Source organism: Streptomyces sp. NPDC030809 (assembly GCF_055572195.1).
In genome coordinates this window covers 45,013-71,701 of the sequence record NZ_JBVIDV010000036.1, presented here as the reverse complement: position 1 = coordinate 71,701, position 26,689 = coordinate 45,013, and the positions used below count along the sequence as shown (strand labels likewise).

Here is a 26,689-nt window from a genome sequence, read left to right as displayed (position 1 = left end):
CGCTTTCCCCTTCCGGCGGTTCCGACTCTATCAGATCCTTTCGGGCCTGACTCCCAGTCAGCGGGCTTTGCCTTCCGGGCTGTTGGGCCCTTCCGACTCCCGAACTCTAGCGGATTTCCCAGGCGGCCCATAATCGGGCCCCGGCAATGAATTCGGGCGTGCCGAATTCACTCCCGCTGGGGAGATCGTGCTGAGTAGGTGTGCCGCGATGAAGCGGCGGGATCGTCGTCGCAGAACCGTTCCGGCCCGTGACAACTCGAAGAACCTTACGGATCCGCAAGGTTCGTGTCAACCCCCGGTCAACCTCGCGACTGGAGGTCCTCCACCCGGTCCAGCAGCCGGGTGAGCATGTCGCCCAACGCGCCCCGCTCCCGGGTGGAGAGGTCCTGGAGGAGCTCCTCCTCGAAGACCGTGGCCGCCCGCATCGCGTCGAGCCACTTGCTGCGGCCCTCGGCGGTCAGCTCCACGATCACGCGGACCCGGTTGTTCTCGTCCCGCTCCCGCGTGACCAGGCCCTCGGCCGTCATGCGGTCGATGCGGTGGGTCATCGCGGCGGGGGTGAGCCCCAGCTGCTTCGCCAGCTCGCTCGGGCCCATCCGGTACGGCTCCCCGGAGATGACGAGGGCCTTGAGGACCTCCCACTCCGCGTTGCTGATGCCCAGGGCCGCGGTCTGGCGCCCGTACGCGACGTTCATGCGGCGGTTCAGCCGGCTGAGGGCCGACACCACCTTCTCGACCTGGGGGTCGAGGTCCTGGAACTCGCGCTGGTAGACGGCGATCTGCTCGTCGAGGCTCGGCTCGCTCACGCCGTCGATGTCCGCTGTGTCGGGGGTGTCACCCATGCCGCGAAGTATCGCACGCCCCGGTTGGCGTCTAAGTACTTCGGTGTGTACTCTTAAGCATCGAAGTTTAGGACTTAAGTCTTCAGATCTAAGGGCAGGTGAGAAGTGACCAAGGTGATGGGCGCTGCGATGCGGCGGATCCAGGCCGGCAACGCGCTGACGGCGTTCGGCATCGGGTTCACCGTTCCGTTCCTCTACATCTACGTGGCGCAGGTGCGGGATCTCGGTGCGGCGACGGCGACAGCCGCGTTCATCGCCTTCGCCCTCGGTGCGCTCGTCGCGCTGCCCTTCACCGGCCGCGCGATCGACCGCCGCGGCCCGGTCCCCGTCGTCATCGCCGCCGCGGTCACCGCCTCGCTCGGCGCGCTCGCCCTCGGCCTCGCCGGCAGCGCCGCGCCGATCCTGCTGTCCGCCCTGGCGCTCGGCGCCGGGCAGGCCGCGATGCAGCCCGCCCTCGCCACGATGATCGTCTGGTGCTCCACCCCGGCCACCCGGACGCGCTCCTTCGCCCTCCAGTTCTTCATGCAGAACCTGGGCCTGGGCATCGGCGGCCTCCTCGGCGGCCAGATCGTCGACGAGAGCCGGCCGGGCAGCTTCACCCTGCTCTTCGGCATCGAGGCCGCCATGTTCCTGGTCCTCGCCGCCGTCATCGCGAGCGTCCGGATGCCGGAGGCCCCGGGGATCCGCGAGGCCCGGCCCAAGGACGCGGCCCGGGCGGGCGGCGGCCTGCGCCGGCTGCTCGGCCACAAGGCCATGGTGCAGCTGTGCGTCCTGGGCTTCGTCCTCTTCTTCGCCTGCTACGGACAGTTCGAGTCGGGCCTGGCCGCCTACGGCACCGAGGCCGCCGGGATCTCCCCGTCCACCCTCGGCTTCGCCCTGGCCGCCAACACCGGCGCGATCGTGCTCGCCCAGTTCGTCGTGCTCAAGCTGGTCGAGAACCGCCGCCGCTCCCGGGTGATCGCGCTCGTGGGCCTGATCTGGACGGCCGCCTGGGTCATCGCCGGCTTCTCCGGCCTCGGCCACGGCAGCACCGCGATGGCCGCCACCGCGTTCGTCACCACGTACGCGCTGTTCGGCATCGGGGAGGCCATGCTCGCGCCGACCGTGGCCCCGCTGGTCGCGGACCTCGCCCCCGAGGGCTCCGTCGGCCAGTACAACTCGGCCTTCGCCCTGGTCAAGCAGATGGCCCTGGCCCTCGGCCCGCTCGGCGTGCCGGTCGGTGCCGGGCTGCCGATGCTCTACATCGCGGTCTTCGTCCTGGTCTCGCTCGGGATCTCGGTGCTCGCGCTGCGGCTGGGCCGGCACCTCACCGCGGTGCAGGACAACCCCTCGCGGTCCAAGGTGGTCCGCGTCAGCGCGGGCGCGCAGAGCACCGCCCCCGCCGAGCCGGTCACCGCGTAACCCCCCGGCGGCCCGCCGCGCCGCCCCCCGTTCCTTGCGCGCGCACCCCCCGGGCGGGCGCAAGCACCCGGAGCGCCGCTCCGCGCCCTCCCCCGTGCGCGGAGCGCGCTCCGGACCCCTTTTACCCCGCAGTCCCGCACCGGAGGACCGCGTACCGGAGCCCGTACCGCGGACCCCGTACCGATCTCCCTGCCGGAAGCTCAGGCGCCCGGCAGGGCGAACTCGCACCAGACCGCCTTGCCCCCGCCCGGGGTCCGGCGCGAACCCCAGGACGAGGCGATCGTCGCGATGATCGAGATCCCGCGGCCCGCCTCGTCCGCCGGTTCCGCCCGCCGCCGCCGGGGCAGGTGGTCGTCCCCGTCCGTGACCTCGATGATCAGCCTGCGGTCGGTGCGCCGCAGGCGCAGCCGCATCGGCGGGGTGCCGTGCTGGAGCGAGTTCGCGACGAGCTCGCTGGCTGCCAGCACCCCCAGGTCGCACAGCTCGACCGGGAACCGCCACGAGGCCAGCACCCCCTGGGCGAAGGCCCGGGCGCGCGGGGCCGCCTCGATCCCGCCGAGCAGCTCCAGTGCCGCGTTGTGGAACAGCTCCGCGTCCGCCCCGCTGCGGCTCGGGTGCTGGAGGACCAGCACCGCCACGTCGTCGTCGTGGTCGGCGCCCACCCCCAGCGCGCGCATCAGCCGGTCGCAGATCACCTGCGGGGTGCCCTTCGCCCCGGACAGCGCCCGCTCCAGGGCCGCCACCCCTTCGTCGATGTCCTCGCCGCGCCGCTCCACCAGCCCGTCCGTATAGAGGACGGCGGTGGAACCGGGGCCGAGCGGGATGGTGCCCGAGGAGTGCAGCCAGCCGCCGGTGCCCAGCGGCGGGCCGGTGGCCCCGTCGGCGCGGCGGACCGTGCCGCCCTCGTCGCGGACCAGGATCGGCAGGTGGCCCGCCGAGGCGTAGACGAGCCGCCCCTCGTTCGGGTCGTGCACCGCGTACACGCAGGTGGCGATCTGGCTGGCGTCGATCTCGGCGGCGAGCCCGTCGAGCAGCTGGAGCACCTCGTGCGGCGGCAGGTCCAGGCGGGCGTAGGCGCGTACCGCCGTGCGCAGCTGGCCCATCACCGCCGCCGCCCGGACCCCGCGGCCCATGACGTCGCCGATGACCAGGGCCGTGCGGCCGGCGCCCAGGGTGATCACGTCGTACCAGTCCCCGCCGACCGCGGCCTCGGTGCCGCCGGGGTGGTAGGTGGCGGCGATGCGCAGGTCGTCGGGTTCCTCCAGCTCCTGGGGCAGCAGGGAGCGCTGGAGGGTGACGGCCGCCTCGCGCTGCCGGCGTTCGGCGGAGCGCAGCCGGTCGAGGGCCTCGGCGTGGTCGGTCACGTCGGCCAGGTGCACGAGCACCCCGGCGCCCTTGGGGTCGGCGGGGGTGCCGATCCCGGTGACGGGGGTGCAGGTGACGGTGTACGAGCTGCCGTCGGGGGCCGTCCGGTTCTTGACCGTACGGGGCTTCCCGCTGCGCAGGACCTGGTCGAGGAGCGGGAGCAGGCCCAGCTCGCCGAACTCCGGGAGCGCCTCGTGGGCGGGGGCGCCGAGCGGGCGGGGGCCGAAGCCCGCGGTGTAGGCCTCGTTGACGTACGCGAGGTGGTGGTGCGGGCCGTGGACGAGGGCGACGAGGGCGGGCAGCCGGCCGAGGACCTCGCGGACGGAGAGCTCGTCGAGGGAGGGGACGGGGACGACGGCGCTCCCGGGACCGGGGGCGGCGCCGTCCGGTCCGCCGGGGCCCGTCGCGGAGCCGGCACCGGTACCGAGGCCGGCGGGACTCCCGGCTCCGGTGCCGGTGCCGGTCCCGGAGACGGTGGGATCGGCGGGGGCGGCGTGCTCACCGCGGGCCGCGGGGACGGAGCCCTCGCCGCGTTTGGCCCGGGCGGCCGCGTGTTCGGACCGGGCTGCGGCGCGGCGCTGCGTTCCGGGAAACCGGGCGCTCCAGCGCGTGAAGTTCACTGCGTTCAAGCCTCGTGGTGTCGCTCGTGGTCGCTGTGTCGCCGGCGGGGCCCCGGGCGGTGCCGAGGGGGGACTGGTGCCGGCCGGTGTCACTCTGTGCAGGTGTCAGCGCACCTATGGTCACACGTCCAGTGTGGCCGACCGGACTGACATCGTCAGCCCGCGGAGTCGGGTGCGGGGGGCGGCGGCGGGCTCATCGGGGGGTGCTTCGGACCGCCGCCGGCGGCCATTTCGAACTCTGCCCTGGGGTGTTCGAGGGAGCCGAGGGAGACGATCTCGCGTTTGAAGAGGCCGGCGAGGGTCCATTCGGCGAGGACCCGCATTTTGCGGTTGAAGGTGGGGACCCGGCTGAGGTGGTAGGCGCGGTGCATGAACCAGGCCGGGTAGCCCTTGAGCTTGCGCCCGTAGACGTGGGCCACGCCCTTGTGGAGGCCGAGGGAGGCGACCGAGCCGACGTACTTGTGGGAGTAGTCCTTGAGCGGTTCGCCGCGCAGGGAGGCGATGACGTTCTCGGCGAGGGTCTTGGCCTGGCGGACGGCGTGCTGGGCGTTGGGGGCGCATTCGCGTCCCGGCTCCTCCGCGGTGACGTCGGGGACGGCGGCGGCGTCCCCGGCGGCCCAGGCGTGCTCGACCCCCTCGACGGTGAGGCGGGCGGTGCACACCAGCCGGCCGCGCTCGTTGCGGGGCAGGTCGGTGGCGGCGAGCAGCGGGTGCGGTTTGACCCCCGCGGTCCACACGACCGTACGGGTGGGGAAGCGGGAGCCGTCGCTGAGGACGGCGACCCGGTCGGCGCAGGACTCCAGGCGGGTGCCGAGCCGGACGTCGATGCTGCGGCCGCGCAGCTCGCGGACGGTGTACTGGCCCATCTCCGGGCCGACTTCCGGGAGGATCCGGTCGCTGGCCTCGACCAGCACCCATTTCATGTCCTCGGCCTTGACGTTGTGGTAGTACCGGGCGGCGTAGCGGGCCATGTCCTCCAGCTCGGCGAGGGCTTCGACCCCGGCGTAGCCGCCGCCGACGAACACGAAGGTGAGGGTCGCGTCGCGGACCTGCGGGTCGCGGGTGGAGGAGGCGATGTCCATCTGCTCGATGACGTGGTTGCGCAGGCCGATGGCCTCTTCCACGGTCTTGAAGCCGATGGCGTAGTCGGCGAGGCCCGGGACCGGGAGGGTGCGGGAGACCGAGCCGGGGGCGAGGACGAGTTCGTCGTACTCGATCTGCACCGGTCCGGCGCCCTCCTCCTCGGTGGCGAGGGTGGCGACGGTCGCGGTCCGCTTGGCGTGGTCGATGCTGCGGGCCTCGCCGATGACGATCCGGCACTTCCCGAGGAGGCGGCGCAGCGGTACGACGACGTGCCGGGGCGAGATCGAGCCGGCGGCTGCCTCGGGCAGGAAGGGCTGGTACGTCATGTACGGCTCCGGGGTCACGACGGTGACCTCGGCCTCGTCCGCTCTGAGTCTGCGTTGGAGGCGCAGCGCGGTGTACATCCCGACGTAGCCGCCGCCAACCACGAGGATCCGGGTGCGGGGCGAGGTGCCGGGGGCCGTTCCCCGGGAATCAGCAGCCTTCACCATCCCATGACGCAACGTGGCCGGGACTTTGTCCACAGCCCCGACAGATTGTGTGACCGAAGGCCGCCCCTGGCGGGGGCTTCGGCGGGGTCCGGAACGGGGGGAAGTTGTGCAGGTCAGACGGGGCGGACGGGGTGATTCCGGGTGCCCTGACCGGAAAAGTGCGGGCGAATGCTCCGATCGGGCGGCGGTCCATACGGAGCTGCCTCTTCTGAATTGACTCTGGCTCAACTATGTTCGTAGTTCGCCGGGTGGTCGGCCGGGGCTCAGCTGACCTTGGCCCTCCGGCGAGAAGCGGGGATGTCTCCGGGGGGAGACATGAAGATTACCGGGGGATACATATGAACATTTCTGATTTCCATGGGTCCGCGACGGCGCTCTCGACCGAAGGGCACAGCCGCGTGATCGCAGGTGGGACGGGCATAGGCCGCTCCACCCCGCTGCGTGTGGACGCGCAGCGGAACCTCGAGCACGTGCTGCGTGCTGCCCGTGAGGTGTTCGGCGAGCTCGGGTACGGGGCGCCGATGGAGGACGTGGCCCGCCGGGCGCGCGTCGGCGTCGGCACCGTGTACCGCCGCTTCCCGAGCAAGGACGTCCTGGTCCGCCGGATCGCCGAGGAGGAGACCGCCCGGCTGACCGAGCAGGCGCGGGCCGCCCTCGGCCAGGAGGAGGAGCCGTGGCAGGCGCTCTCGCGCTTCCTGCGGACCTCCGTGGCCTCCGGGGCCGGGCGGCTGCTGCCCCCGCAGGTCCTGCGGGTGGGCGCCGACGACGCGTCCGCCGAGGACGAGGCGGACGCGCGCGTCCCGCAGCAGCGCCAGTCGGCTCCCGAGGAGACCGGCGCCGACCGGCCCGACCTGCGGGTGGTCGCCCGCCGGCCGGCCGAGGCCGACGACGCGGGCGCGGGGGCGCTCCTGGAGGTCGTGGGCCGGCTCGTGGACCGCGCGCGGGCCGCGGGCGAGCTGCGGACCGACGTGACCGTGGCCGACGTGCTGCTGGTGATCGCCACGGCGGCGCCCGCGCTGCCGGACCCGGCGCACCAGGCGGCGGCCTCCTCCAGGCTGCTGGACATCCTGCTGGAGGGCCTGCGCTCCCGATAGGGAACGCGGTCGCACCAAGTACCGGGCATGCTGCGCCCTTCACCCGTTCGTGTGCTCGAACGGGTGAAGGGCCGCACGGCGTTTCGCCGGATGCTGCCCGGATGAGTGGATAGCGCGCAGAGGGGTACGTCCGGCGTGCCCTCTATGACACTCTTTCCCGGTGTACGGGTCTGAGCATGTCGTGCGGGGGCTTCCGCGATGAGCGTTGACGGGCGGGACGAGTCGGCCGGTGCAGCCGGGACCGGGACCGGGGCGGAGACCGCGGCCGGGACCGCGGCCGGGACCGGTGGTCCGCCGGCCCGCCAGGTGCCCGCGCAGCGGGATTCCGGCAGCGGGGCCACCGCCGCGGAACTCCCGCCCTCCGACGGCGACCTGATCACCCGCATGCGCGGCGGGGACGACGGCGCGTACGAGGAGCTGTTCCGCCGGCACGCCGACGCGGTGCGCCGCTACGCCCGCACCTGCTGCCGGGACGGGCACACCGCCGACGACCTGACGGCCGAGGTGTTCGCCCGGACCCTGCAGGCGGTACGCGGCGGGGCCGGGCCCGACCAGGCGGTCCGCGCCTACCTCCTCACCACCGTGCGCCGGGTGGCCGCCGCCTGGACGAAGACCGCCAAGCGGGAGCAACTGGTCGAGGACTTCGCCCTCTTCGCCGAGCAGGCGGCCCGCGGGGCCGAGGCGGGCGCGGCCGCCGGGACGGACACGCTGGAGCGCGGGGCCGACGTCCGGGCCATGGAGGAGGCGGAACAGACCCTCGCCATGCAGGCGTTCCGCAGCCTGCCCGAGCGCTGGCAGGCCGTGCTGTGGCACACCACCGTCGAGGAGTCCACGCCCGGTGCGGTGGCCCCGCTGTTCGGGCTGAGCGCCAATGCCACCGCGGCACTGGCCGGGCGGGCCCGCGAAGGCCTCAAGCAGGCCTACCTCCAGGCGCACGTCAGCCAGGCGCTCGTGGCCGGCGGGGACTGCGCGCACTACGCCGACCGGCTCGGCGCGTACGCCCGCGGCGGGCTGCGGATGCGCGCCGAGCGCGGGCTGCGCAAGCACCTGGAGGAGTGCGCGAGGTGCCGGCTGGCGGCCGGTGAGCTCAAGGAGGTCAACGCCGGGATCCCCGCGCTGCTGCCGGTCGCCGTCATCGGCTGGTTCGCCGCCGGGTACGCGGTCAAGGCGGCCGGGGTGGTCGCCGGGGGCGCGGTGGCCGCGGGCGGCGCGGGTGCTGCGGCGGCCGCGACCGGGGCCGCGGGTGCCGGTGCGGCCGGTGCCGGTGCGGCCGGTGCCGGTGCGGCCGGTTCCGGGGCTGCCGGTGCAGGTGCGGCCGGTGCAGGTGCCGCGGGCGGGGCCGGCGGCTCCGGTGCGGGCGCCGGGGCGGTGGCCTCCGAGGGGCTCGGCATGCCCGCCAAGGCCGCCATCGCGGCGGGCCTGGCCGTGGCCACGGCCGCCGGAGTGGTGTTCGCGTTCGTCGGCGACGACGAGGCGCAGCCCACCGCGCGGCCGGCCCCCCGGGTGGCGGCCCCCGTGCTGCCCGACGCCCCCGAGCCGCCCTCGCCCCCGCCCTCCTCCCGGCCGCCGGCGGTCGCCGCCCGGCCCGCCCCGGCGCTCCCCGCACCGAAGGCGTCCGAGCCCACCCGGGCCCCCGAGCGGCCTCCGGCGGTCCCGGAACCGAGCCCCCGCCCGCCGTCGGCCCGGCCCACCCCGCCGGCCCCGTCCCGGCCGCCGGCCACCCCGAAGCCGCCCTCGCCGCGGCCGAAGCCCTCGAAGCCGACCCCGACCCCGAAGCCGACCCCGCCCCGGGCGGACCGCACGTACCGGCTCGCCGAGCTGAAGCACGCGCCCTTCGGGGACCACAGCGGGCCGGAGCTGCGCGGGGCGCTCGGGAACTGGGTCTGGCAGCGCTGGGGCCTGGTGATCGCGGACCACGCCTACCGGCAGGGGCTGACGATGCACGCGAGGTCGGCGGCCACCATCGAGCTGAACCGGCCGTGCACCTCCTTCTCCGCGAAGGTCGGGGTGGACGACATGTCCCGCGGCGCCCCCGGCACCCTGCGGTTCTCCGTGTACGCGGACGGGGTCCGGCTCTGGCGCTCCCCCGCGCTCGCCGCCGGGGACCGGGCGGTGCCGGTCACGGTCGGCCTCGGCGGCCGCGACACCGTCCGGCTGGTCGTCGAACGGGACGGGCCGTACGGGCGGCTGCTGCTGGGCGACTGGGCCGACGCCGAGTTCAGCTGCCGCTGACCGGGGCGGCTCCGCCTCCCGGGCGGTCCCCGGAGTCCAGGAGGGCGACCACGGCGGCCACGGACAGCGGTCCGCCCTCGGCCTCCGCGCGGGCGTACCCCGCCTCGCCCAGCTCCTCCCGGGCCCGGGCCGGGAAGTCCGCGAGGCGGGCCTCGTCCGGCACCGGGCGCGGTCGGCCCGACCGCCAGCGCGTGGCCGCGGCGAGCACGCGTACGCCGTCGGCGGTGCGGCCGAGCTCCGGCAGCAGCGGTACGGCGGCCTCGGCGGCGGTGGCCAGGACCTGTTCGGCGCAGTGGGCCGCCGCGGCCGCCGCCAGGGCCGGGCCCAGCAGCCGCACCGCCTCGGCCGGGCCGTGCTCCCTCGCCGCCAGCCGGGCCCCGAAGACGTCCAGGGCGGCCGTGAACTGCGGGGGCATGGTGCTGCGGGCGGTCGCGCGCAGGGTCTCGCCGTACCGCTCCCGGGCGGTCGCGTAGTCCTCCCCGTCCAGGGCAATCCACCCGCGGAGGAAGCCGACGAAGCAGCTCGCGTCGAGGACCCCGTACCGGTCGGCCTCCGCCGCCGCCTCGGCGAGCAGCCGCTCCGCCTGGAGGCTGTCGCCCCGGCGGTGCGCGATCTCCGCGAGCCGGGCGATGATGAACGGCCCTTCGGCGTGCGCGCCGACCTCGTGGACGAGTTCCAGGGCTTCCGCGTACGCCTCGACGGCCCGGTCGTAGCGGCCGCGGGCCATCGCCGCCTCCGCCTCGGCGCTCAGCACCTGGCCGCGGATCCAGCGGTCCCCGGCGGCGGCGCTGATCCGGTGCAGCTCGGCGAGGTCCTCGTCCACCCCGTCCAGCCCGCCGGCGGTGTCCACGTCGATGTGGACACGGAGCATCAGGGCGGCGGCGAGCGCCCAGGCGCTGCCGTGGCGGCGGCAGTGGGCGACGGTCTCGGCCATGCCCGCGCGGAAGTCCGCGGAGCCGCCGGAGCCGGTCAGGTACATCGTGAACGGCCACAGCATGCCGGGGAACCGGGCGGACTCCTCGGGACTGCCGCGGAACGCCGCCTCCACCCGGCGGGCCGTCTCGGCGGGTACCCGCACCTGGAGTCCGGTCGGCACCCCGGTCTCGGCGCGCAGGAAGATCAGCAGCATGAGCAGCCGCAGCCGGGGCCAGTAGCCGGGGTCCGCCGGGTCCCCGGGGTCGCCCGGCGCGCCGAGGTCGAGTACGCGGGCGGTCCAGTCGGCGCCCTCGGAGCGGTAGTTGCGCACCCACCAGAACCAGCCGAGGGCCAAGGCCAGCCGCTGCGCGGTGTCCGCGTCGTGCTGCACGGCGTGGTGGAGGGCGGCGCGGATGTTGTCGAGCTCGGTCTCGATCCTGCGGATCCAGGGCAGCTGGCCCCCCGAGCGGAGGCGGGGCTCGGCCTCCTCGGCCAGCGCGAGGTAGTGCGCGGCGTGCGCCCGCGCGGCGGCGGCCCGCTCCTGCGGGGTGCCGGCGGCGCGCTCGGCCGCGTACTCGTGGATGGTCTCCAGCATCCGGTAGCGCATCTCGCCGTCCGCGGCGGGGGCGGCGACCACCAGCGACTTGTCCACGAGGGCGCCGAGGAGCAGGGCGGGGTCCGCGCCGGGGCCGGGGCCGGGGCCGGGCACGCCGGAGCCGACGGCCTCGGCGGCGGCGAGGTCCCAGCCGCCAGCGAAGACGGACAGCCGCCGCAGGAGGGCGCGTTCACCGGCGTCCAGCAGGTCCCAGGACCAGTCCACCACGGCCCGCAGGGTCTGCTGGCGGGCGAGCGCGGTGCGGCTGCCGCCGGTCAGGAGGCGGAACCGGTCGTCGAGCCGGGCGGCGATCTGGGTGGGAGTGAGCAGCCGGAGCCGGGCCGCGGCCAGCTCGATGGCGAGCGGGAGGCCGTCGAGGCGAGTGCAGATCTCGGTGACGGCGGCGGCCTCGGCGGCCGGGTCGAAATCCGGTCGTACGGCGGTGGCGCGCTCGGCGAAGAGACGGTGCGCGGGGGCGGGCGGCAGCGGCTCCACGGGCCGTACGGTCTCCCCGGGCACGCCGAGGGGCTCGCGGCTGGTGGCGAGGATCCGTACGCCGGGGCAGTGCACGAGGAGCCGCTCGGCGAGGGCCGCGGCGGCGCCGACGACGTGCTCGCAGTTGTCGAGGACGAGCAGCAGCCTGCGGTGGGCGCAGTGTTCGACGAGCCGGCCGGCGGGGTCCTCGGCGGCGACGGGCTTCTCGCGGGCGATCAGGGCGGTCTCGCGCAGCCCCAGCGCGCTGAGCACCGCGCCGGGCACGGCGGCGGGATCGTCCAGCGGCGCGAGCTCCACCAGCCAGGCGGGCTCGTCCCCGGCATGCGCGGCCGCGGCCTCCTCGGCGAGCCGCGTCTTCCCGGACCCGCCGGGCCCGGTGAGCGTCACCAGCCGCGCCCGCCCCAGATCCCGCCGCAACGCGGCCAGCTCGGGCTCCCGCCCGACGAACGAGTTGAGCCGCCGCCGCAGATTGCCGGGCCCGGGCTGCCCCGGGGCGACGGAACCGTGCCCCGCAACTGCCGCCGCTCCGGCCGGGGGCGGAGCGGCGAAGGGGGATGCGGCTCTCGCCGGGGACGAGGCCGGGGGAGATCCGCCTTCGCCGGGGGCCGCCTCCCCGCGGTGGCCGGGGGAGTCCGAGCCGCGGGGTCCGGGGCGGAGCCCCGTGGGGCGCGGGCTGCCCGGAAAGCCGGCGGCGGCGGGCCAGTCGGTGGCCGGGCCCGGGGCACCGCTCGCATCGAACGCCCCGCTCTGCGCCCGACGAGGCGCCGTGCCCGGCCCGACGGCACTCGGCCCGAGCCCCGCACCCCCGGCCCGACGGGCGACCGGGGCGGCTCCGCCAGTGCGGTCGCGGGCGTGGTCGTGGTCATGGGCCGGAGCGGGGGCGCGGTCGGCGGCCGGGGCCAAGCCCGAGACGGGGCCGAGGGCCGGGCCCTCGGCCTGGTGAGGGGCTGCGGCGGGGGCGCGGTCGGTCGGGGCAGGGGCGGCGGCCCGGGTGGGGGGCCAGGTGGGGGGCCAGGTGGGGGGCGGGTTGAGGAGTTCGCCGTGGAGGGCGGTCAGTTCGGGGCCGGGGTCGGTGCCGAGGCCCTCGGCGAGGGTGCGGCGGGCGTCCTCGTACGCGAGCAGGGCAGCGGCGCTGCGGCCCGCCGCGCGCAGGGCGCGGATGTGCTGGGCGCGCAGGGGCTCGTCGTACGGGTTGTACGCGAGGAGGGCGGCGAGTTCGGCCACGAGCGGGGCCGGGTCGTGCCCGGACCGGAGCTCGGCCTCGATGCGGTCGCGTACGGCGGTGTCGCGGATGGCTTCCGGCCGGGCCAGGTGGCCGTCCCGGCCGGGCAGGTCCGCCAGCGCGGGGCCGCGCCAGAGGGCGAGGGCGCTGCCGAGGAGCTCCGCGGCTTCGGCGGGGCGGCCCGCGGCCAGGCGGGCGGCGCCCTCGCGGGCCATGCGGAGGAAGCGGTGCAGGTCCACGGTGTCGGGGTCGGCGGCGAGGCGGTAGCCGCCGGGCTCGGAGCGGATCGCTTCATGGCCGAGGGTGCGGCGGAGGCGGCCGATCAGGGCCTGGAGGGCGGCCGGGGCTTCCGCGGGGTGGTCGCCGTCCCAGATCTCGTCGACGAGGTCGGGGACCGGGACGGGGCGGTCTGCGCGGAGGGCCAGGGCGGCGAGGAGGGCGCGGAGGCGGGGGCCGCGGATGGTTACGGGCGAGCCGTGTTCGTCTCGCGCCTCGCTGACACCCAGGATGAAATACCGCACCATCCCCATTCTGCCGGGCGGTCCCCGGCCCGCGCCGCCGGTTTTCCGGGCCGCCCCCGCCGCTCCGGGGCTCCGCCCCGGACCCCGCGCCTCAATCGCCGGCGAGGCTGGATTTCCCGCGGGGCTCCGCCCCGGACCCCGGTCCTCAAACGCCGGACGGGCTTGATTTCGCTCCACCCGCCGGTCTGCGCACCAGAACCCCGCGCGGCAGAGCCCCGAAGCGGCGCCGCAGGTAAAGGACGGGCGGGGAAAAACAAGCCCCGCCGGCGATTGAGGCGCGGGGCACGGGGCAGAGCCCCGGAACGGCGCCGCAGGTAAAGGACCGGCGGGGAAAAACAAGCCCCGCCGGCGATTGAGGCGCGGGGCACGGGGCAGAGCCCCGAAGCGGCGCCGCAGATAAAGGACCGGCAGGGAAAAACAAGCCCCGCCGGCGATTGAGGCGCGGGGCACGGGGCAGAGCCCCGGAACGGCGCCGCAGGCAAAGGACCGGCGCAGCCAACCCCGCCCCGCCCGCCGGCGACCGGGGCACGGGGCGGAGCCCCGTCAGAGGGCTGGGCGCGGGGGGACCCCGCCGGGGACCGCTCGGCGCCGCGGCGTGGACGTGCCCGTCCAGCACGTGCCCCGCCGCGCCAGCAGCCTCCGCAGCCACAGCTCCGTGGACACCAGCTCCGCGATCCCGTCCAGCGGCACCGGATGCCCCTCCGCCGCATCCACCAGCGCCTGCCGCACCACGTGCGCCTCGATCAGCCCGGCATCGGCGAGCAGCGGGGCCGCGAAGAGGTCCAGCAGGTCGTCGAGGGCGGCCCGCAGCCCCGCGAGCACCGCACCCGCCGGCTCGCTCTGGTGCGTCGCCCCCCACCCGTCCGGCAGCTCCCGCACCCCCGTCGCGGACAGCACGCTGCGCAGGATCATCGCCCGCGCCCCCGGCTGGACCCGCAGGGATTCGGGGAGCGCGCGGGCCGCCCGTACGACCTGGTTGTCGAGGAACGGCGCGTGCAGCCGCTGGCTGCGGACCTCCACCGCCTGTTCGAAGACCCGGTGGTCGGCCGCGTGGCGGGCCAGCGCCGCGCGGGCCCGGGCCTCGCCGGGCCGCAGGGACAGCGGGGGGCGCCCGGCGGCCGCCTCCAGCCGGACCGAGACCTCGGCCAGCGCCTCGCCGGTGAGCCAGCGGGCCGCCGGTCCGGGCCGGGACCAGGTGAGGGCGGCCAGCGAGGCCCCGACCGGCCCGGTGTCCGCGTCGCCGCCGTACCCGTACCCGTGGCCCGGCCCGCTCCCCGGCCCGTATCCGGGCAGCTCGCGCAGCCGGGCCGCCGCCTCCCGGATGCCGGTCATGTACGAGGTGCGGGAGAGCCGGCGGGCCGCGAGGTACACGGTGAAGGGGACCGTCACGGACGGGGGCCCGGAGCGGGCCAGGGCGGCCACCGGCCGGACCAGGTGCCGGCGCCGCCGGTCGAGGAGCAGGTCGGCGAGGCGGGCCGGGTGCGCGTCGAGGACCTGGCGGGCGCCGTGGCCGACGAAGTGGTCGGCGCTGCCCGCCGACAGCCGCCGCCGGTGCCGGGCGGCGACCACCAGCGCGGGCCCCGGCTCGTCGGTGAGCGGCCCGGCGAGGTCCACGTACGGGAGGGCCTCTTCGGCGGCCGCGACGACGACGTGGTGCAGCCGCGGGTTGGCGGCGATGGCCCGGGCGCGTTCGAGTTCGTCCTCGCGGCCCTGCGGTCCGGTCAGGTCGTTGAAGGTGACGGCGAGCAGCCGTTCCCCGGCGCCCGTGCCGTGTCCGAGGAGGGTGCCGGGCAGCCCGGGGAGTCCGGCGGCGAGCAGGGCGAGGGTGGCGGAGGCGCTGCCGCCGGAGAGGTCCGCGCCGATGCCGGGGGCCGGGGCCCCGCGGGCCGCGCGCCGTTCGGCGGGGCCCATGCCCGGTACCGGCCCGGGGTCGTGCGCGAGGGTCTCGGGGGCATGCCGCGGGGCGGTGAGCCGGGCGCGTACGGCGTCCACGAGTGCCTCCCGTACGCCCTGCACCGCCTGGTCGGGGTCGAGCTGGGGGGCGGCCACGGCGAGGGAGGCCACCGGCTCGTACCCGGTGATCTCGCGGGAGCCCTCGCGCAGGATCAGGGCGTGCCCGGGCGGGATCCGCCGGACCCCGGCGTACGGAGTGCCGTCGCCGAGGGCCTCGGGGCTGTCGGGGCAGGCGAGGAGGGCGGCGAGGTGCCCGATGTCGAGCTGGGCCTCGATGAGGTCGGCGAGCGGGAGGGCGGCGGTGGCGTACGCGGTGCCGTTGGCCCAGGGGGTGTAGAAGACGGGGCGGGCCCCGGCCAGGTCGCCCACGACGGTGATGCGGCGGCCGGCCTGCACGACGGCGGTGTAGCTGCCGGGCCACTGGGTGAGGTGGCGCAGGGCCCCGCCGCGGGCGGCGTGCAGGCCGCGGCGGAGGGCGGCGTCGTCGGCCCCGCAGCAACCGAGCACGGCGAGGCGGGTGAAGGGGTCGGCCGGGTCGGCGCAGACCGTGCGGATCTCGTCGGGGCGCCAGTCGCCGACCGCCCAGAGCGGGTCGGGGTCCCCCCAGAGCAGCTGGGCCCCCACGGGGTGCACGGTGCGGGCGGCGTCCTCGGGCTGCTCACCGGGGCCGGGGACGTCGGCGAATCCGCCGTGGATCCCGCCGTCGGCCCCGCCGTGGATCCCGCTGCCCGGCCCGGTGTGCGCCGCGTGCGCCGCCCGTGCGGACCGGTCGGCGAGCCGGCCGGCCGTGCCGAAGCTTGCGGCGATACTGCTCCAGCCGACCAACCACCGCATCGCCGCCTCCACAGACTGTGGACAAGTCGTGGTCCATGCTGCCACGAGACAGGCGTGCGAGAGGGGTGAAGGGGGGCGCACAAGCAAACGAACGCGCCCCTGTGATGCGGTATTTGACGTTCCGTTACCGCATTCCCATAGGTCGGATTCAGCCATTCTTTCCGGCGTCCGACGGCGCGCGCGGGGGCGCGGTCCGGGAGGCGCGGCCCGCCTCCCGGACCGGTCCGCCACCCGCGGGGATTGAGGCGGCGGCATCCCCCGGCCCGCCGGAACCATGCAGCGGGCCGACCCACGCACCACCCATCGAATCGCCGCCCGCGAGCACGCGGCCAGAGCGCACGCGCAGGCGCACGGCCACACGGGCGGAGCACGCGGGCACGGATGCGCCCCGGCCAGGGCCGCGGCCACGGACAACAATCCCGCCATACGGAAGGCTGCCCCTTAACGCTTGGGATGCGGCGAACTACGCTGGGTTTACGAAATGCCGGGTGCCTATGCCCGGCGGCCGTATGTGTACCGCACCGCCGTTCCACCGCCGTACTGCCGTTTCAATCCGTACCGCTGCGTGCTGCGTTCCGCGTGACGAGGGGTGGCGCATGTCCAGGGAGCTCCGCGAGCCGAACGAGAAGCTCGGCACCGTTCTCGCCCTCGCGGGAATCAGCAATGCCGGCCTCGCCCGGCGCGTCAACGACCTCGGCGCCCAGCGCGGACTGACGCTGCGCTACGACAAGACCTCCGTGGCCCGCTGGGTCTCCAAGGGCATGGTCCCCCAGGGTGCGGCACCCCACCTCATCGCCGCGGCGATCGGCGCCAAGCTCGGCCGCCCCGTCCCCCTCCACGAGATCGGACTCGCGGACGCCGACCCGGCCCCCGAGGTCGGCCTCGGCTTCCCGCGGGACGTGGAAGGGGCCGTGCGCTCGGCCACCGACCTCTACCGGCTCGACCTCGCGGGACGGCGGGGCGGCGGCGGGATCTGGCAGTCCCTGGCCGGTTCCTTCTCCGTGGCGGCGTACGCGACCCCCGCCTCGCGGTGGCTGATATCGCCCGCCGACAGCTCGGTGGCACGGGAGGCCGCACCCTTACGGCCGTCCGGCCCCGGCGCTCCCGGCGGCACCGGGGCCGGCGCCCCCGCCTCCGGCGGACCCGCCGCGCCCGCCGGCCCCCCCGGCCCGGCAGGCCCCCCGAGCCCGCTCTCCGAGCAGCTCGCGGACCACCCCGCCGCCCTGCGCGTGGGCCACAGCGACGTGGCCAAGCTGCGCGAGGCCGCCGAGGACGCCCGCCGCTGGGACTCCAAGTACGGGGGCGGGGACTGGCGTTCGTCGATGGTCCCGGAATGCCTGCGCGTGGACGCGGCCCCGCTGCTGCTCGGCTCGTACTCCGACGAGGTGGGCCGGGCCCTGTTCGGCGCCACCGCCGAACTCACCCGGCTCGCCGGGTGGATGGCCTTCGACACCGGCCAGCAGGAGGCCGCCCAGCGGTACTACATCCAGGCCCTGCGGCTGGCCCGCGCCGCCGCGGACGTACCGCTCGGCGGGTACGTGCTCGCCTCCATGTCCCTCCAGGCCACCTACCGGGACTTCCCCGACGAGGGGGTGGACCTCGCCCAGGCCGCCGCCGAGCGCAACCGCGGGCTGGCCACCGCCCGCACCATGAGCTTCTTCCGGCTGGTGGAGGCCCGGGCGCACGCCAAGGCCGGCGACTCCCAGGCCGCCGGGGCCGCGCTGCGCGCCGCCGAAAGCTGGCTGGAGCGCTCCCGGCAGGGCGACAACGACCCCGGCTGGCTCGGCTTCTACTCGTACGACCGCTTCGCGGCGGACGCGGCGGAGTGCTACCGGGACCTCAAACTCCCGCGCCAGGTACGCCGGTTCACCGAGCAGGCGCTCTCCCGGCCGACCGAGGAGTACGTACGCTCCCACGGGCTGCGACTGGTCGTCAGCGCGGTCGCCGAGCTGGAGTCGGGCAACCTCGACGCGGCCTGCGCCCAGGGCACCCGAGCGGTCGAGGTGGCGGGCCGGATCTCCTCGGCGCGCACCACCGAATACGTACGGGACCTCCTGCACCGGCTGGAGCCGTACGGGGACGAGCCGCGCGTGGCCGAGCTGCGCGAACGGGCCCGCCCGCTGCTGGTGACCCCGGCCTAGCGGCCGGACCCGCGGGAGGGCCCCGGCCGGGCTCTTCCGCGGGTCCGGCACGTTCCACAGGACACCCCCGTCACGGGACTGTCAGTGCCGGGGTGCAGACTCGGACCCGGGAGGTGGCATGGACTGCGACGTAGTGGTGATCGGCGGCGGGATCGTGGGCCTTTCGACCGCGTACGCCCTGTCGAGCCTGGCTCCGGGGACGCGCGTGGTCGTGCTGGAGAAGGAGCAGGGCCCGGCCCGGCACCAGACCGGGCGGAACAGCGGAGTGATCCACAGCGGGATCTACTACCGGCCCGGCTCGCTCAAGGCGCGGTTCGCGGTGCAGGGCGCGGCGGAGATGGTCGAGTTCTGCGCCAAGCACGGGGTACCGCACGAGGTGACCGGCAAGCTGATCGTGGCGACCGACCGGGCCGAGCTGCCGCGGCTGCACGCCCTGGTCCAGCGCGGCCGGGAGAACGGCATCCCGGTCCGCGAGCTCGGCCCGGCGCAGATCACCGAGTACGAGCCCGAGGTCACCGGACTCGCGGCGATCCACGTGGGCACGACCGGGATCGCGGACTACGGACAGGTCGCCGCCCGGCTGGCGGAGGCCTCCGGGGCGGAGATCGTCTACGGGGCGGAGGCCGACCTGATCTCGCGGCGCCCGTCGGCGGTGGCCGTGCGCACCGCGTCCGGGCTGGTCGTGAAGGCCCGGGCGCTGGTCAACTGCGCCGGGCTCCAGTGCGACCGGGTGGCCCGGCTGGCCGGGGACGACCCCGGCATAAGGATCATGCCGTTCCGCGGCGAGTACCACGACCTGGCCCGGCCGGAGCTGGTGCGCGGCCTGGTCTACCCGGTGCCGGACCCGGCCTTCCCCTTCCTCGGCGTCCACCTGACCCGCGGCATCGACGGCTCGGTCCACGTGGGCCCGAACGCGGTGCCGGCCCTCGCGCGCGAGGGGTACGACTGGGGCACCGTCCGGCCCCGCGACCTGGCCTCGCAGGCGGCCTGGCCGGGCACCTGGCGGGTGGCCGGACGGCACTGGCGGTACGGGGCGGGGGAGATCCGGCGCTCCCTGTCGAAGCAGGCGTTCACGCAGGCGGTGCAGCGGCTGCTCCCGGCGGTGACCGCGGCGGACCTGCGGCCGGCGGCGGCCGGGGTGCGGGCGCAGGCGGTGCTGCGGGACGGGACGCTGGTGGACGACTTCCTCATCCGGGAGGCGCCGCGGACGGTGCACGTCCTGAACGCGCCCTCGCCTGCGGCGACGGCCTCGCTCCCGATCGGCCGGGAGATCGCCGAGCGCGCCCTGCGCGCGCTCCGCGCCTGACCCTGCGGGGCGCAGCGGACGGGCCGGGGCACGGCCGCGGCCGTAGAATCGGACGCACTGTGTCTGAGTCCCTGAACCCCCAGCCCGACGCCGCCCACACCGCCCCCCGCTGGCGCACGGAGCCGCGTTTCCCCGACGGGCCGTCGCCCGACCCCGCCGGCTCGCACCACGAGCGCCGGATCCGCAGCTTCCAGCCGCGGCGGAGCCGGGTGACCACGAGCCAGGAGGACGCCCTCCGCCGCCTGTGGGGCACCTGGGGCCTCGACATCGACGGGCACGAGGTCCTCGACCTCGGCAAGCTCTTCGACGGCCGCCCGGTGGTGCTGGAGATCGGCTTCGGCATGGGCGAGGCCACCGCCCAGATGGCCGCCGAGGACCCGGACACCGGCATCCTCGCCGCCGACGTGCACACCCCGGGCCAGGGCAACCTGCTCGCGCTCGCCGAGCGCAACGGGCTCACCAACATCCGCGTGGCCAACGGCGACGCGATCATCCTGCTCCGCGAGATGCTGCCGCCCGCCTCCCTCGCGGGCCTGCGCGTGTACTTCCCGGACCCCTGGCCCAAGAAGCGCCACCACAAGCGCCGCCTGATCCAGCCGGAGTTCCTCAGCCTGGCCGCCACCCGCCTCGCGCCCGGCGCCCTGCTGCACTGCGCGACCGACTGGGAGCCGTACGCCGAGCAGATGCTCGAAGTCCTCACCGCACACCCGGACTTCGAGAACACCCAGGCCGACGGCGGGTACGCGCCGCGCCCCGCGTTCCGGCCGCTGACCCGCTTCGAGGGCCAGGGCCTGGACAAGGGGCACGTCGTACACGACCTGCTCTTCCTGCGTACGCAGAACTGAAAAGCCCGGCTCCGCAACACGCCCCGGCCGTTACGGTCGTGGCGTGTTTCGGGCGTTCCCTCGTGATTCGCGCGCTTCGGCCCGGGTCCGCACCCTCGTACCGGTCTGTGTGCTCGCCGCCGCCGGAGTGCTGATCCTCGGGATGGTGCGGGAGCAGACCGGCACCCCGGGCTTCCTCGTGGGGCTCGGGTTGGCGGCCTCGCCGGTCCCGCTGCTGATGGCGGTGTTCCGCTGGCTAGGCCCGCCCGGCCGCACCTGGTCCCAGCTGCTGTTCTGCTGCGCGTGGGGGGCCTGCGCGGCGGCGCTCGTCGCCATAGTGGCCAACAGCTTCGCGACCCGCTGGATAGCCGGGGCCACCGCCGACCCGTACGACGCCGACCAGTTGGGCTCCATCGCGATCGCCCCGGTGGTCGAGGAGTCCGCCAAGGCGGCGGCCCTGCTGCTGGTGCACCTCTTCCGGCGGGGCCGGCCGGGCACCGGGTTCACGGACGGGCTGGCCGTCGCCGGGTTCACCGCGACCGGGTTCGCGTTCACCGAGAACATCCTCTACCTCGGCAGCGCCTTCGGGGAGGACCTGGACAGCGGGCTCGGCTTCCCCGGCGGGGTGCCGGACTCGCTCACGGCGGCGACCTTCTTCGTGCGGATCGTCATGTCCCCGTTCGCGCACCCGCTGTTCACCGCGCTGACCGGCATCGGCTTCGGGCTGGCGGCCGCAGCGCGCAGCGGCCGCGGCCGCTGCGCGTTCCCCCTGCTGGGCCTCGCCTGCGCGATGGCCGCCCACGCCCTGTGGAACAGCTCGTCGGAACTCGGCGAGCACGGCTTCCACCTGGTCTACGGGACCGTGATGGTCCCGGTGTTCGCCCTGCTCACCTGGCTGGCCGTACGGGCCCGCCGGGCGGCCGCCCGTACGGACATCCCCCCGGATGCCGGTACGGAGGCCCCGGCCGGTGCCGGTACGGAGAGCGCCGCGGAGCCCGCTGCGGAAGCCCCGGACCCCGCTCCGGTCAGACGCTCAGCCCCTTGCCCCGGAGCCAGGCCAGCGGGTCCTGGGTCGCCCCGCCGGTGCGCACCTCCAGGTGCAGGTGCGCTCCCGTGACGTTGCCGGTGGCGCCGACCCGGCCGATGGTCTCGCCGGTGCCCACGGCGCCCGAGGTCACGGACATCGAGGAGAGGTGGCAGTACCAGACCTCCGTGCCGTCCTCCAGTTCCAGCACGATCCGGTAGCCGTACGCCCCGGACCAGCCGGCGGAGACGACCTTGCCGGCGCCGACGGCCTTGACCGGGGTGCCGGTCGGGGCGGCGAAGTCGAGGCCGGTGTGGTGTCCGGAGGACCACATGGAGCCGGCGTCGCCGTAGTGCGAGGTGAGGGTGTACGAGGAGGTGGGCAGGGCCCAGCTGCCGGCGGGCTTCGCCGTGCGCGCCTGCTCGGCCCGCTCCGCCTGCCGGGCCTGCTCCGCGGCCTTGGCGGCGGCCGCCGCCTTCGCCTCGGCGGCTGCCTTCGCGGCTTCCTCGGCGGCCTTGCGGGCGTCCTCCCGGGCCTGCGCGGCCTCCTTGGCGGCGGCCTGCTCGGCCGCCCGCGCGGCCTCCTCCTTGGCCCGGGCCGCGGCGGCGTCCGACTGGGACTCGGCCTGCTGGAGGATCCGGTTGCGCAGGGCCTCGCCCGCGGTGGCGCCCGCATCGGCCTGCTGCGCGGTGAGGCCGGCGGTGGTCAGCGGCCCGGCGGTGTCCGCGGCGGGGGCGTGCTCGGGTGCCCCGTCCTGGCCGCGCTGGTCCGCGGACGGACCGCCGACCAGGAGCGAGGGTATGGATATGGAGACCTGCGGGCGGTCCTGGGCGGTGGCGATGCCGGTCGCGCCGACGGCCGCGATGACGCCCACGCCGAGCACCGTGGAGCTGCGGGCGAGGCCGCCGCGCTGCTTGGCCACGCGGTGCCGGCCGCGGGCGGGCCGGACGGAGTCCTCGGTGGGGTTCCACTCGCCCCACGCACCGGCGTTGGCACCGTCGAACGCCCGGGAGGCTTCGGGGGTGGGGCTGTTGGACGCCACGGGGGCGCTCCTTTCCTTCCTTCTCGCCTACCGGGTTAGCTGACGGGTTCGGAGCAGGAAGGTCTCCTACGGGCCCAAAGCGGCCCGATTCACCCCAAGTTGTGGTTCCCCGGTTCCCTCGCGGAATTCGGCGCGCACGCGCACGGTGCCGTCTCTTGCGACGGCTGGGACAGCCGCGCCGCGTTATCGAACGGTAATAGACGGAGGCGAGTGATTCCAAGCTGTCGCGACCGTTCCTTCGCGTGTATCGGCCACGCTCTGACCGGCTCTGGCCTGGACTTTTGGGGACAAGGCATGATCAACCCGGGCGGTTCGCCGGGCGTTTGGGCATGTCTCCGGCCACCCAAGGGAACTGACACCGCGTCAACAGGGCTGCGCAACGCGGCCGTTCGGTTACGGTCCGCAATCGTGGCGGTCCGGGGCCGAGGAGCGGCCGCCGGGAAACGACGAGAGCCCGGATCCAATGGATCCGGGCTCTCGTGCTGAGTAGCGGGGACAGGATTTGAACCTGCGACCTCTGGGTTATGAGCCCAGCGAGCTACCGAGCTGCTCCACCCCGCGTCGGTAGACACAACAATACGCCATCCGGGAGGCTCCCGTCGCCACGCTTTTCCCAGGGGCCTCAGAGCGAGCCGAGGAACCCCTCCAGGTTCCGCCGCATCCGCTCCACCTGCTCCTCCACGGTCAGGGACTCCTCGATCCGCAGACCGCCCTCCGGCTGCTTCCGCCCCCGCACGTACAGCGAGCAGGCCAGGTCGGTGCACACGTACAGGCCCACCGAGTTCCCCTCGCGGCCCTCCCGGCCCCGCTTGCGGGCGGTCATCAGCGACACCCCGCCGCCCGGGTGGGTGGTCAGGCACAGCGAGCACATGCTGCGGTACAGCGCCCCGCGCCGCACCGTCGGGAAGCGCAGGGCGATCCCGGCGGTCCGGCCCCCGTGCTCGGCCACGAGGTAGCTGCGGTCCGGGGCGGACAGGTCCCGCCAGCCGAGGAAGTCGAGGTCCTCCCAGGGGCGCTCCCCCAGGTCGCGCGGCAGCGGCAGCCGCTGCGCCTCGCCCTTGGAGCAGTTCACGAACGAGCCGCGGATGTCCTTCTCGGTCAGTGCCTTCATGCCCCGCACGCTAATGTTCCTAGGACCCCTAGGCAATTGATTAACAGGAATCGGACGACGGAAGGACCCGGAGCATGCCCCGAGCCGGACTGACCCCCGAGCGGGTGGTCGAGGCCGCCGCCGCACTGGCCGACGAGAAGGGGCTGGACCAGGTCAGCGTCTCCGCCCTCGCCCGTGGGTTCGGCGTGAAGGACGCCAGCCTGTACGCGCACGTCCGGAGCCTGGCCGACCTGCGCACCCGCCTGGCCCTGGCCTCGGCCACCGCCTTCGCCGACCGGCTGAACGCGGCCCTGGCCGGCCGCTCCGGCCACGAGGCCCTGGCTGCCTTCGCCCGGGCCTACCGCGAGTTCGCCGTGCACCACCCCGGCCGCTACGCCGCCACCCAGCTCGCCCTGCCCGCGGAGACCCTGGAGGCCTCCCCCGGCCACCGCCGGCTGGTCGAGCTCACGTACGCGCTCTTCCTCGGCTACGAGCTCGCCGAGCCGGACCGCACCGACGCCGTCCGCCTGCTGCGCAGCACCCTGCACGGCTTCTCCGCCATCGAGGCGGCCGGCGGCTTCGGCGCCCCCCGCGAGCTCGACGCCTCCTGGGACCGCATGATCGAGGCCCTGCACTCCCTGCTCACCCGGTGGCCCGCCGCGCCCCCGTCGGCCACCCTGGCCCCATGAGCTCCCGTATCCGCGTGCGCCGCGTCTACGACCCCCCGGAGGCGGCGGACGGCACCCGCGTCCTCGTCGACCGCCTCTGGCCCCGCGGCCTGTCCAAGGAGGCCGCCCGCATCGACTCCTGGCCCAAGGCCCTCACCCCGTCGAACGAACTCCGCCGCTGGTACCACGACGGGCAGGGCACGTACGAGGAGTTCCGCGACCGCTACGAGGCCGAACTCGCCGCCCCCGAAGCCGCCGAGGCCCTCGCCGCCCTCCACGGCCTCACCGCGGCCGGCGGCCCGGTCACCCTGCTCACCGCCGTCAAGGACCCCGCCCGGAGCCACGTACAGGTCCTCCTGCCGCACCTCGCGGACCGCTGAGCGCCCCGCGAACGGCAAAGCGCCCCGGCCCGGTTCTTCAACCGGGCCGGGGCGCTCCGTGCACGTAGGCCATGTCGGACTCGAACCGACAACCAATGGATTAAAAGTCCACTGCTCTGCCAATTGAGCTAATGGCCCTCGGCATGCTCACCCCAGAGCATAGCCCGACCACGCCGGTCAGCCGATCGAGTATCGCCGGACCGGCCCCGCGGGGTGTCGCCGGACAGCACCGAGCCCCCCTCGCACCGGGGTGCGAGGGGGGCTCGGTCGGGCAGTCGGGCCGGGTCAGCCGTTGCGCTTCCAGCGGGGCTTGTCGTCGCGGCGGCCGAAGGAGGAGCCGGAGGACGGGCGGTGGTCGTCACGACGGCCGTACGGGCGGTCGCCGCCACCGGAGCGGAAGCCGCCGGAGGGGCGGTCGTCGCGGCGGTCGCGGTTGAACGGGCGGTCGCCGGCGCCGCGGTGGTCACGGCGCTCGAAGCCGCCGCGGTCGTCCCGGCGGTCGTCGCGGCGGAAGCCGCCACGGTCGCCACCGCGGTCGCGGTCGAAGCCGCCGCCACGGTTGTCACGGTCGCGGTTGAAGCCGCCACCGCGGTTGTCGTCACGGCGGAAGCCGCCGCGGTCGCCGTCCCGGCGGTCGTCCCGGCGGAAGCCGCCGCGGTCGCCACCGCGGTCGCGGTCGAAGCCACCGCCACGGTTGTCACGGTCGCGGTTGAAGCCGCCACCGCGGTTGTCGTCACGGCGGAAGCCGCCACGGTCGCCACCGCGGTCGCGGTCGAAGCCACCGCGGTTGTCGTCGCGGCGGAAGCCACCGCGGTCGCCGTCCCGGCGGTCGTCGCGGCGGAAGCCGCCACGGTCGCCGCCGCGGTCCTCGCGGTCGCGGTTGAAGCCGCCGCGGCGCTCGAAGTTGCCGCGCTCGTCACGGCGCTCGAAGCGCTCGGTGCGCTCCTCGACGGCCGGGGCCGCCGCGAGCTCCGCCGCGACCTCGGCCTCGGCGGCCTCGGTCGCCTCGGCGACGGCGGCCTCCGGGTCCTCACCGCGCTCGCGGGCGGCGCGGGCGACCAGGCGCTCGGCCTCCTCGCGGAGCTCGACGGCACGGCGCTGGACGCGCTCCAGCTGCTTGGTCAGCTCGGCGACCTCGCGCTCGGCCTGCTTGGCGGCGTTGTTCGCGGAGTCGGCCTGGACCTCGGTCAGGGAACGGGCGCCGGTGATCTCGGCGACCTCCGGGTCGAACGCGCCGGCCCCGCCGACGATGTGGCGCGAGGCGTCCACGCCCGCGTCCTCCATCAGGCGGAAGATCTGGCGGCGCTGGTGCGGGAGCGCCAGCGAGACGACCACACCGGAGCGGCCGGCACGGGCGGTACGGCCCGAGCGGTGCAGGTAGTCCTTGTGGTCGCCGGCCGGGTCCACGTTCAGCACCAGGTCGATGCCGTCCACGTGGATGCCGCGGGCCGCGACGTCGGTGGCGACGAGGACGTTGACGTAACCGTCCTTGAAGTCGGCCAGGGTGCGGGTGCGCGCGCCCTGGGTCATGCCGCCGTGCAGCGCGTCCGCCTTCACACCGGAGTCGCGCAGCTGCTCGGCGACGCGGTCGGCGCCCAGCTGGGTGCGGACGAAGATGATGGTGCGGCCCTTGCGGGCGGCGATGGCGGCGGTGACCGGGGCCTTGTCCTTGGGCTTCACGACCAGGACGTGGTGGGTCATGGTGGTGACCGCGCCGGCCGACGGGTCGACCTCGTGCGTGACCGGGTTCACCAGGTAGCGCTTGACCAGCGTGTCGATCTCGTCCTCCAGCGTGGCGGAGAAGAGAAGGCGCTGGCCGCCGCTCGGGACCTGGTCGAGGAGCTCGGTGACCTCGGGCAGGAAGCCCAGGTCGGCCATCTGGTCGGCCTCGTCGAGGACGGCGACCTGGACGGCCTCCAGGGAGCAGGCGCCGCGGTTGATGATGTCGCGCAGACGGCCGGGGGTGGCGACGAGGATGTCGACGCCGCGCTCCAGCGCGTAGATCTGGTTGCCCATGGACGTACCGCCGCAGACGACCTTCATCTTCAGGCCGAGCACGTCGCCGTACGGCTGGAGGGCGTCCGCGACCTGCATCGCGAGCTCACGGGTCGGGGTGAGGATGACACCGCGCGGCTTCTTCTTGTCCGTGTGGCCGCCCGCGAGGGTGGCCAGCAGCGGCAGGCCGAAGGAGAGGGTCTTGCCGGAGCCGGTGCGGCCGCGGCCCAGGATGTCCTTGCCGGCCAGGGCGTCCGGGATGGTCGCGGCCTGGATCGGGAACGGGGTGGTGACGCCGTTCTGCGCGAGCTTGCGCACGACGCCCTCGGGCAGACCGAGGTCGCCGAAGGTGATGGTGGGCTCGGCGTCGGCCTCGTCGGCGTCGGCGTCGAAGTCCTCGGCGGCGTCGAGGACGCTCTGGTCGTCGCTCGTCACGTCGGCCTCGAAGGCCTCGATGGCCTCGTCGACGGCAAGGGTGTCGACGGCGTCGATCGAGTCGTTCTCGGGCATGACGGAACGGTCAGAACTGGAAATGGACATGCGAATGCGAAAACCT

Annotated in this window: 16 protein-coding genes, 2 tRNA genes, 1 pseudogene and 1 riboswitch; of the genes and pseudogenes, 9 read left to right on the top strand and 10 right to left on the bottom strand. The window is 75.3% G+C overall.

Annotated features, from left to right (window positions below; translation table 11 throughout):
• Positions 1-299 precede the first annotated feature (299 nt).
• A complete protein-coding gene (locus ACZ407_RS33025) occupies positions 300-842 on the bottom strand; it encodes a MarR family winged helix-turn-helix transcriptional regulator (protein ID WP_468134851.1) in 543 nt (180 codons plus the stop codon).
• Between the two features lie 117 nt (positions 843-959).
• On the opposite strand from ACZ407_RS33025, the gene ACZ407_RS33020 reads away from it, so the two are divergent.
• Positions 960-2,243 (top strand): MFS transporter, encoded by a 1,284-nt coding sequence (locus tag ACZ407_RS33020; RefSeq protein WP_468134863.1) that lies wholly within the window; start codon positions 960-962, stop codon positions 2,241-2,243.
• A 200-nt stretch (positions 2,244-2,443) separates the two neighbouring features.
• Here the strand turns inward: ACZ407_RS33020 and ACZ407_RS33015 are convergent, their stop codons facing one another.
• Both ACZ407_RS33015 and ACZ407_RS33010 read right to left on the bottom strand, forming a co-directional pair.
• Positions 2,444-4,228 (bottom strand): ATP-binding SpoIIE family protein phosphatase, encoded by a 1,785-nt coding sequence (locus tag ACZ407_RS33015; protein ID WP_468134861.1) that lies wholly within the window; start codon positions 4,226-4,228, stop codon positions 2,444-2,446.
• A gap of 155 nt (positions 4,229-4,383) precedes the next feature.
• Positions 4,384-5,802 (bottom strand): NAD(P)/FAD-dependent oxidoreductase, encoded by a 1,419-nt coding sequence (locus ACZ407_RS33010; protein WP_468134849.1) that lies wholly within the window; start codon positions 5,800-5,802, stop codon positions 4,384-4,386.
• Positions 5,803-6,140: 338 nt separating this feature from the next.
• Here ACZ407_RS33010 and ACZ407_RS33005 point away from each other — a divergent pair, with 338 nt between their 5' ends.
• Together ACZ407_RS33005 and ACZ407_RS33000 are read left to right on the top strand one after the other, a co-directional pair.
• Entirely contained in the window at positions 6,141-6,896 is a 756-nt protein-coding gene (locus ACZ407_RS33005) for a TetR/AcrR family transcriptional regulator (protein ID WP_468134847.1), read from the top strand.
• A gap of 198 nt (positions 6,897-7,094) precedes the next feature.
• A complete protein-coding gene (locus tag ACZ407_RS33000) occupies positions 7,095-9,128 on the top strand; it encodes a sigma-70 family RNA polymerase sigma factor (RefSeq protein ID WP_468134845.1) in 2,034 nt (677 codons plus the stop codon).
• Here the strand turns inward: ACZ407_RS33000 and ACZ407_RS32995 are convergent.
• Together ACZ407_RS32995 and ACZ407_RS32990 are read right to left on the bottom strand one after the other, a co-directional pair.
• Positions 9,115-12,879 carry an AfsR/SARP family transcriptional regulator gene (locus ACZ407_RS32995; protein ID WP_468134843.1) on the bottom strand — a complete coding sequence of 1,255 codons (3,765 nt, stop codon included), beginning with the start codon at positions 12,877-12,879 and terminating at the stop codon, positions 9,115-9,117. The two genes, ACZ407_RS33000 and ACZ407_RS32995, sit on opposite strands and share 14 nt — an antisense overlap.
• Positions 12,880-13,419: 540 nt before the next feature.
• Complete coding sequence (locus ACZ407_RS32990) at positions 13,420-15,663, bottom strand: asparagine synthase-related protein (protein ID WP_468134841.1); 2,244 nt, start codon at positions 15,661-15,663, stop codon at positions 13,420-13,422.
• A 596-nt stretch (positions 15,664-16,259) separates the two neighbouring features.
• Here ACZ407_RS32990 and ACZ407_RS32985 point away from each other — a divergent pair.
• The 4 genes and pseudogenes from ACZ407_RS32985 to ACZ407_RS32970 all read left to right on the top strand — a co-directional run.
• Positions 16,260-17,804 carry a sporulation protein gene (locus ACZ407_RS32985; protein WP_468134839.1) on the top strand — a complete coding sequence of 515 codons (1,545 nt, stop codon included), beginning with the start codon at positions 16,260-16,262 and terminating at the stop codon, positions 17,802-17,804.
• Positions 17,805-17,922: 118 nt separating this feature from the next.
• Positions 17,923-19,110 (top strand): L-2-hydroxyglutarate oxidase, encoded by a 1,188-nt coding sequence (lhgO, locus tag ACZ407_RS32980; RefSeq protein ID WP_468134837.1) that lies wholly within the window; start codon positions 17,923-17,925, stop codon positions 19,108-19,110.
• Positions 19,111-19,169: 59 nt separating this feature from the next.
• Complete coding sequence (gene trmB / locus ACZ407_RS32975) at positions 19,170-19,955, top strand: tRNA (guanosine(46)-N7)-methyltransferase TrmB (RefSeq protein WP_468134835.1); 786 nt, start codon at positions 19,170-19,172, stop codon at positions 19,953-19,955.
• Between the two features lie 43 nt (positions 19,956-19,998).
• Positions 19,999-20,937 (top strand): annotated as a pseudogene (locus ACZ407_RS32970) (PrsW family intramembrane metalloprotease); the annotation flags it as partial.
• Positions 20,938-20,959: 22 nt separating this feature from the next.
• On the opposite strand, the gene ACZ407_RS32965 reads toward ACZ407_RS32970, so the two are convergent.
• The 3 genes from ACZ407_RS32965 to ACZ407_RS32955 form a co-directional block, all read right to left on the bottom strand.
• On the bottom strand, positions 20,960-22,000 hold the full coding sequence (locus tag ACZ407_RS32965; protein WP_468134833.1) for a M23 family metallopeptidase: 1,041 nt from the start codon (positions 21,998-22,000) through the stop codon (positions 20,960-20,962).
• Positions 22,001-22,009: 9 nt separating this feature from the next.
• Positions 22,010-22,143, bottom strand: a riboswitch (cyclic di-AMP (ydaO/yuaA leader).
• Positions 22,144-22,487: 344 nt separating this feature from the next.
• Positions 22,488-22,561: transfer RNA gene (locus tag ACZ407_RS32960), tRNA-Met, on the bottom strand.
• Positions 22,562-22,622: 61 nt separating this feature from the next.
• On the bottom strand, positions 22,623-23,111 hold the full coding sequence (locus tag ACZ407_RS32955) for an FBP domain-containing protein (RefSeq protein WP_468134831.1): 489 nt from the start codon (positions 23,109-23,111) through the stop codon (positions 22,623-22,625).
• A 74-nt stretch (positions 23,112-23,185) separates the two neighbouring features.
• Here ACZ407_RS32955 and ACZ407_RS32950 point away from each other — a divergent pair, with 74 nt between their 5' ends.
• Together ACZ407_RS32950 and ACZ407_RS32945 are read left to right on the top strand one after the other, a co-directional pair.
• The gene (locus ACZ407_RS32950) at positions 23,186-23,779 is read left to right on the top strand and encodes a TetR/AcrR family transcriptional regulator (protein WP_468134829.1); all 594 of its coding nucleotides are present in this window, start codon (positions 23,186-23,188) and stop codon (positions 23,777-23,779) included.
• Positions 23,776-24,138, top strand: coding sequence for a DUF488 domain-containing protein (locus tag ACZ407_RS32945; protein ID WP_468134827.1), 363 nt, complete (start codon positions 23,776-23,778; stop codon positions 24,136-24,138). The genes ACZ407_RS32950 and ACZ407_RS32945 overlap by 4 nt, the downstream gene beginning before the upstream one ends.
• 65 nt (positions 24,139-24,203) lie before the next feature.
• Here ACZ407_RS32945 and ACZ407_RS32940 read toward each other — a convergent pair.
• Positions 24,204-24,276: transfer RNA gene (locus ACZ407_RS32940), tRNA-Lys, on the bottom strand.
• 147 nt (positions 24,277-24,423) lie between these two features.
• Entirely contained in the window at positions 24,424-26,673 is a 2,250-nt protein-coding gene (locus tag ACZ407_RS32935) for a DEAD/DEAH box helicase (RefSeq protein ID WP_468134825.1), read from the bottom strand.
• Positions 26,674-26,689 lie beyond the last annotated feature (16 nt).

Bases quoted from the DNA above. Each gene is read 5' to 3' on its own strand.
- ACZ407_RS33025 (WP_468134851.1), bottom strand. From the start codon at position 842: ATGGGTGACACCCCCGACACAGCGGACATCGACGGCGTGAGCGAGCCG.
- ACZ407_RS33020 (WP_468134863.1), top strand. From the start codon at position 960: ATGGGCGCTGCGATGCGGCGGATCCAGGCCGGCAACGCGCTGACGGCG.
- ACZ407_RS33010 (WP_468134849.1), bottom strand. From the start codon at position 5,802: ATGGTGAAGGCTGCTGATTCCCGGGGAACGGCCCCCGGCACCTCGCCC.
- ACZ407_RS33005 (WP_468134847.1), top strand. From the start codon at position 6,141: ATGAACATTTCTGATTTCCATGGGTCCGCGACGGCGCTCTCGACCGAA.
- ACZ407_RS33000 (WP_468134845.1), top strand. From the start codon at position 7,095: ATGAGCGTTGACGGGCGGGACGAGTCGGCCGGTGCAGCCGGGACCGGG.
- ACZ407_RS32995 (WP_468134843.1), bottom strand. From the start codon at position 12,879: ATGGTGCGGTATTTCATCCTGGGTGTCAGCGAGGCGCGAGACGAACAC.
- ACZ407_RS32990 (WP_468134841.1), bottom strand. From the start codon at position 15,663: ATGCGGTGGTTGGTCGGCTGGAGCAGTATCGCCGCAAGCTTCGGCACG.
- ACZ407_RS32985 (WP_468134839.1), top strand. From the start codon at position 16,260: ATGTCCAGGGAGCTCCGCGAGCCGAACGAGAAGCTCGGCACCGTTCTC.
- lhgO (WP_468134837.1), top strand. From the start codon at position 17,923: ATGGACTGCGACGTAGTGGTGATCGGCGGCGGGATCGTGGGCCTTTCG.
- ACZ407_RS32955 (WP_468134831.1), bottom strand. From the start codon at position 23,111: ATGAAGGCACTGACCGAGAAGGACATCCGCGGCTCGTTCGTGAACTGC.
- ACZ407_RS32950 (WP_468134829.1), top strand. From the start codon at position 23,186: ATGCCCCGAGCCGGACTGACCCCCGAGCGGGTGGTCGAGGCCGCCGCC.
- ACZ407_RS32945 (WP_468134827.1), top strand. From the start codon at position 23,776: ATGAGCTCCCGTATCCGCGTGCGCCGCGTCTACGACCCCCCGGAGGCG.
- ACZ407_RS32935 (WP_468134825.1), bottom strand. From the start codon at position 26,673: ATGTCCATTTCCAGTTCTGACCGTTCCGTCATGCCCGAGAACGACTCG.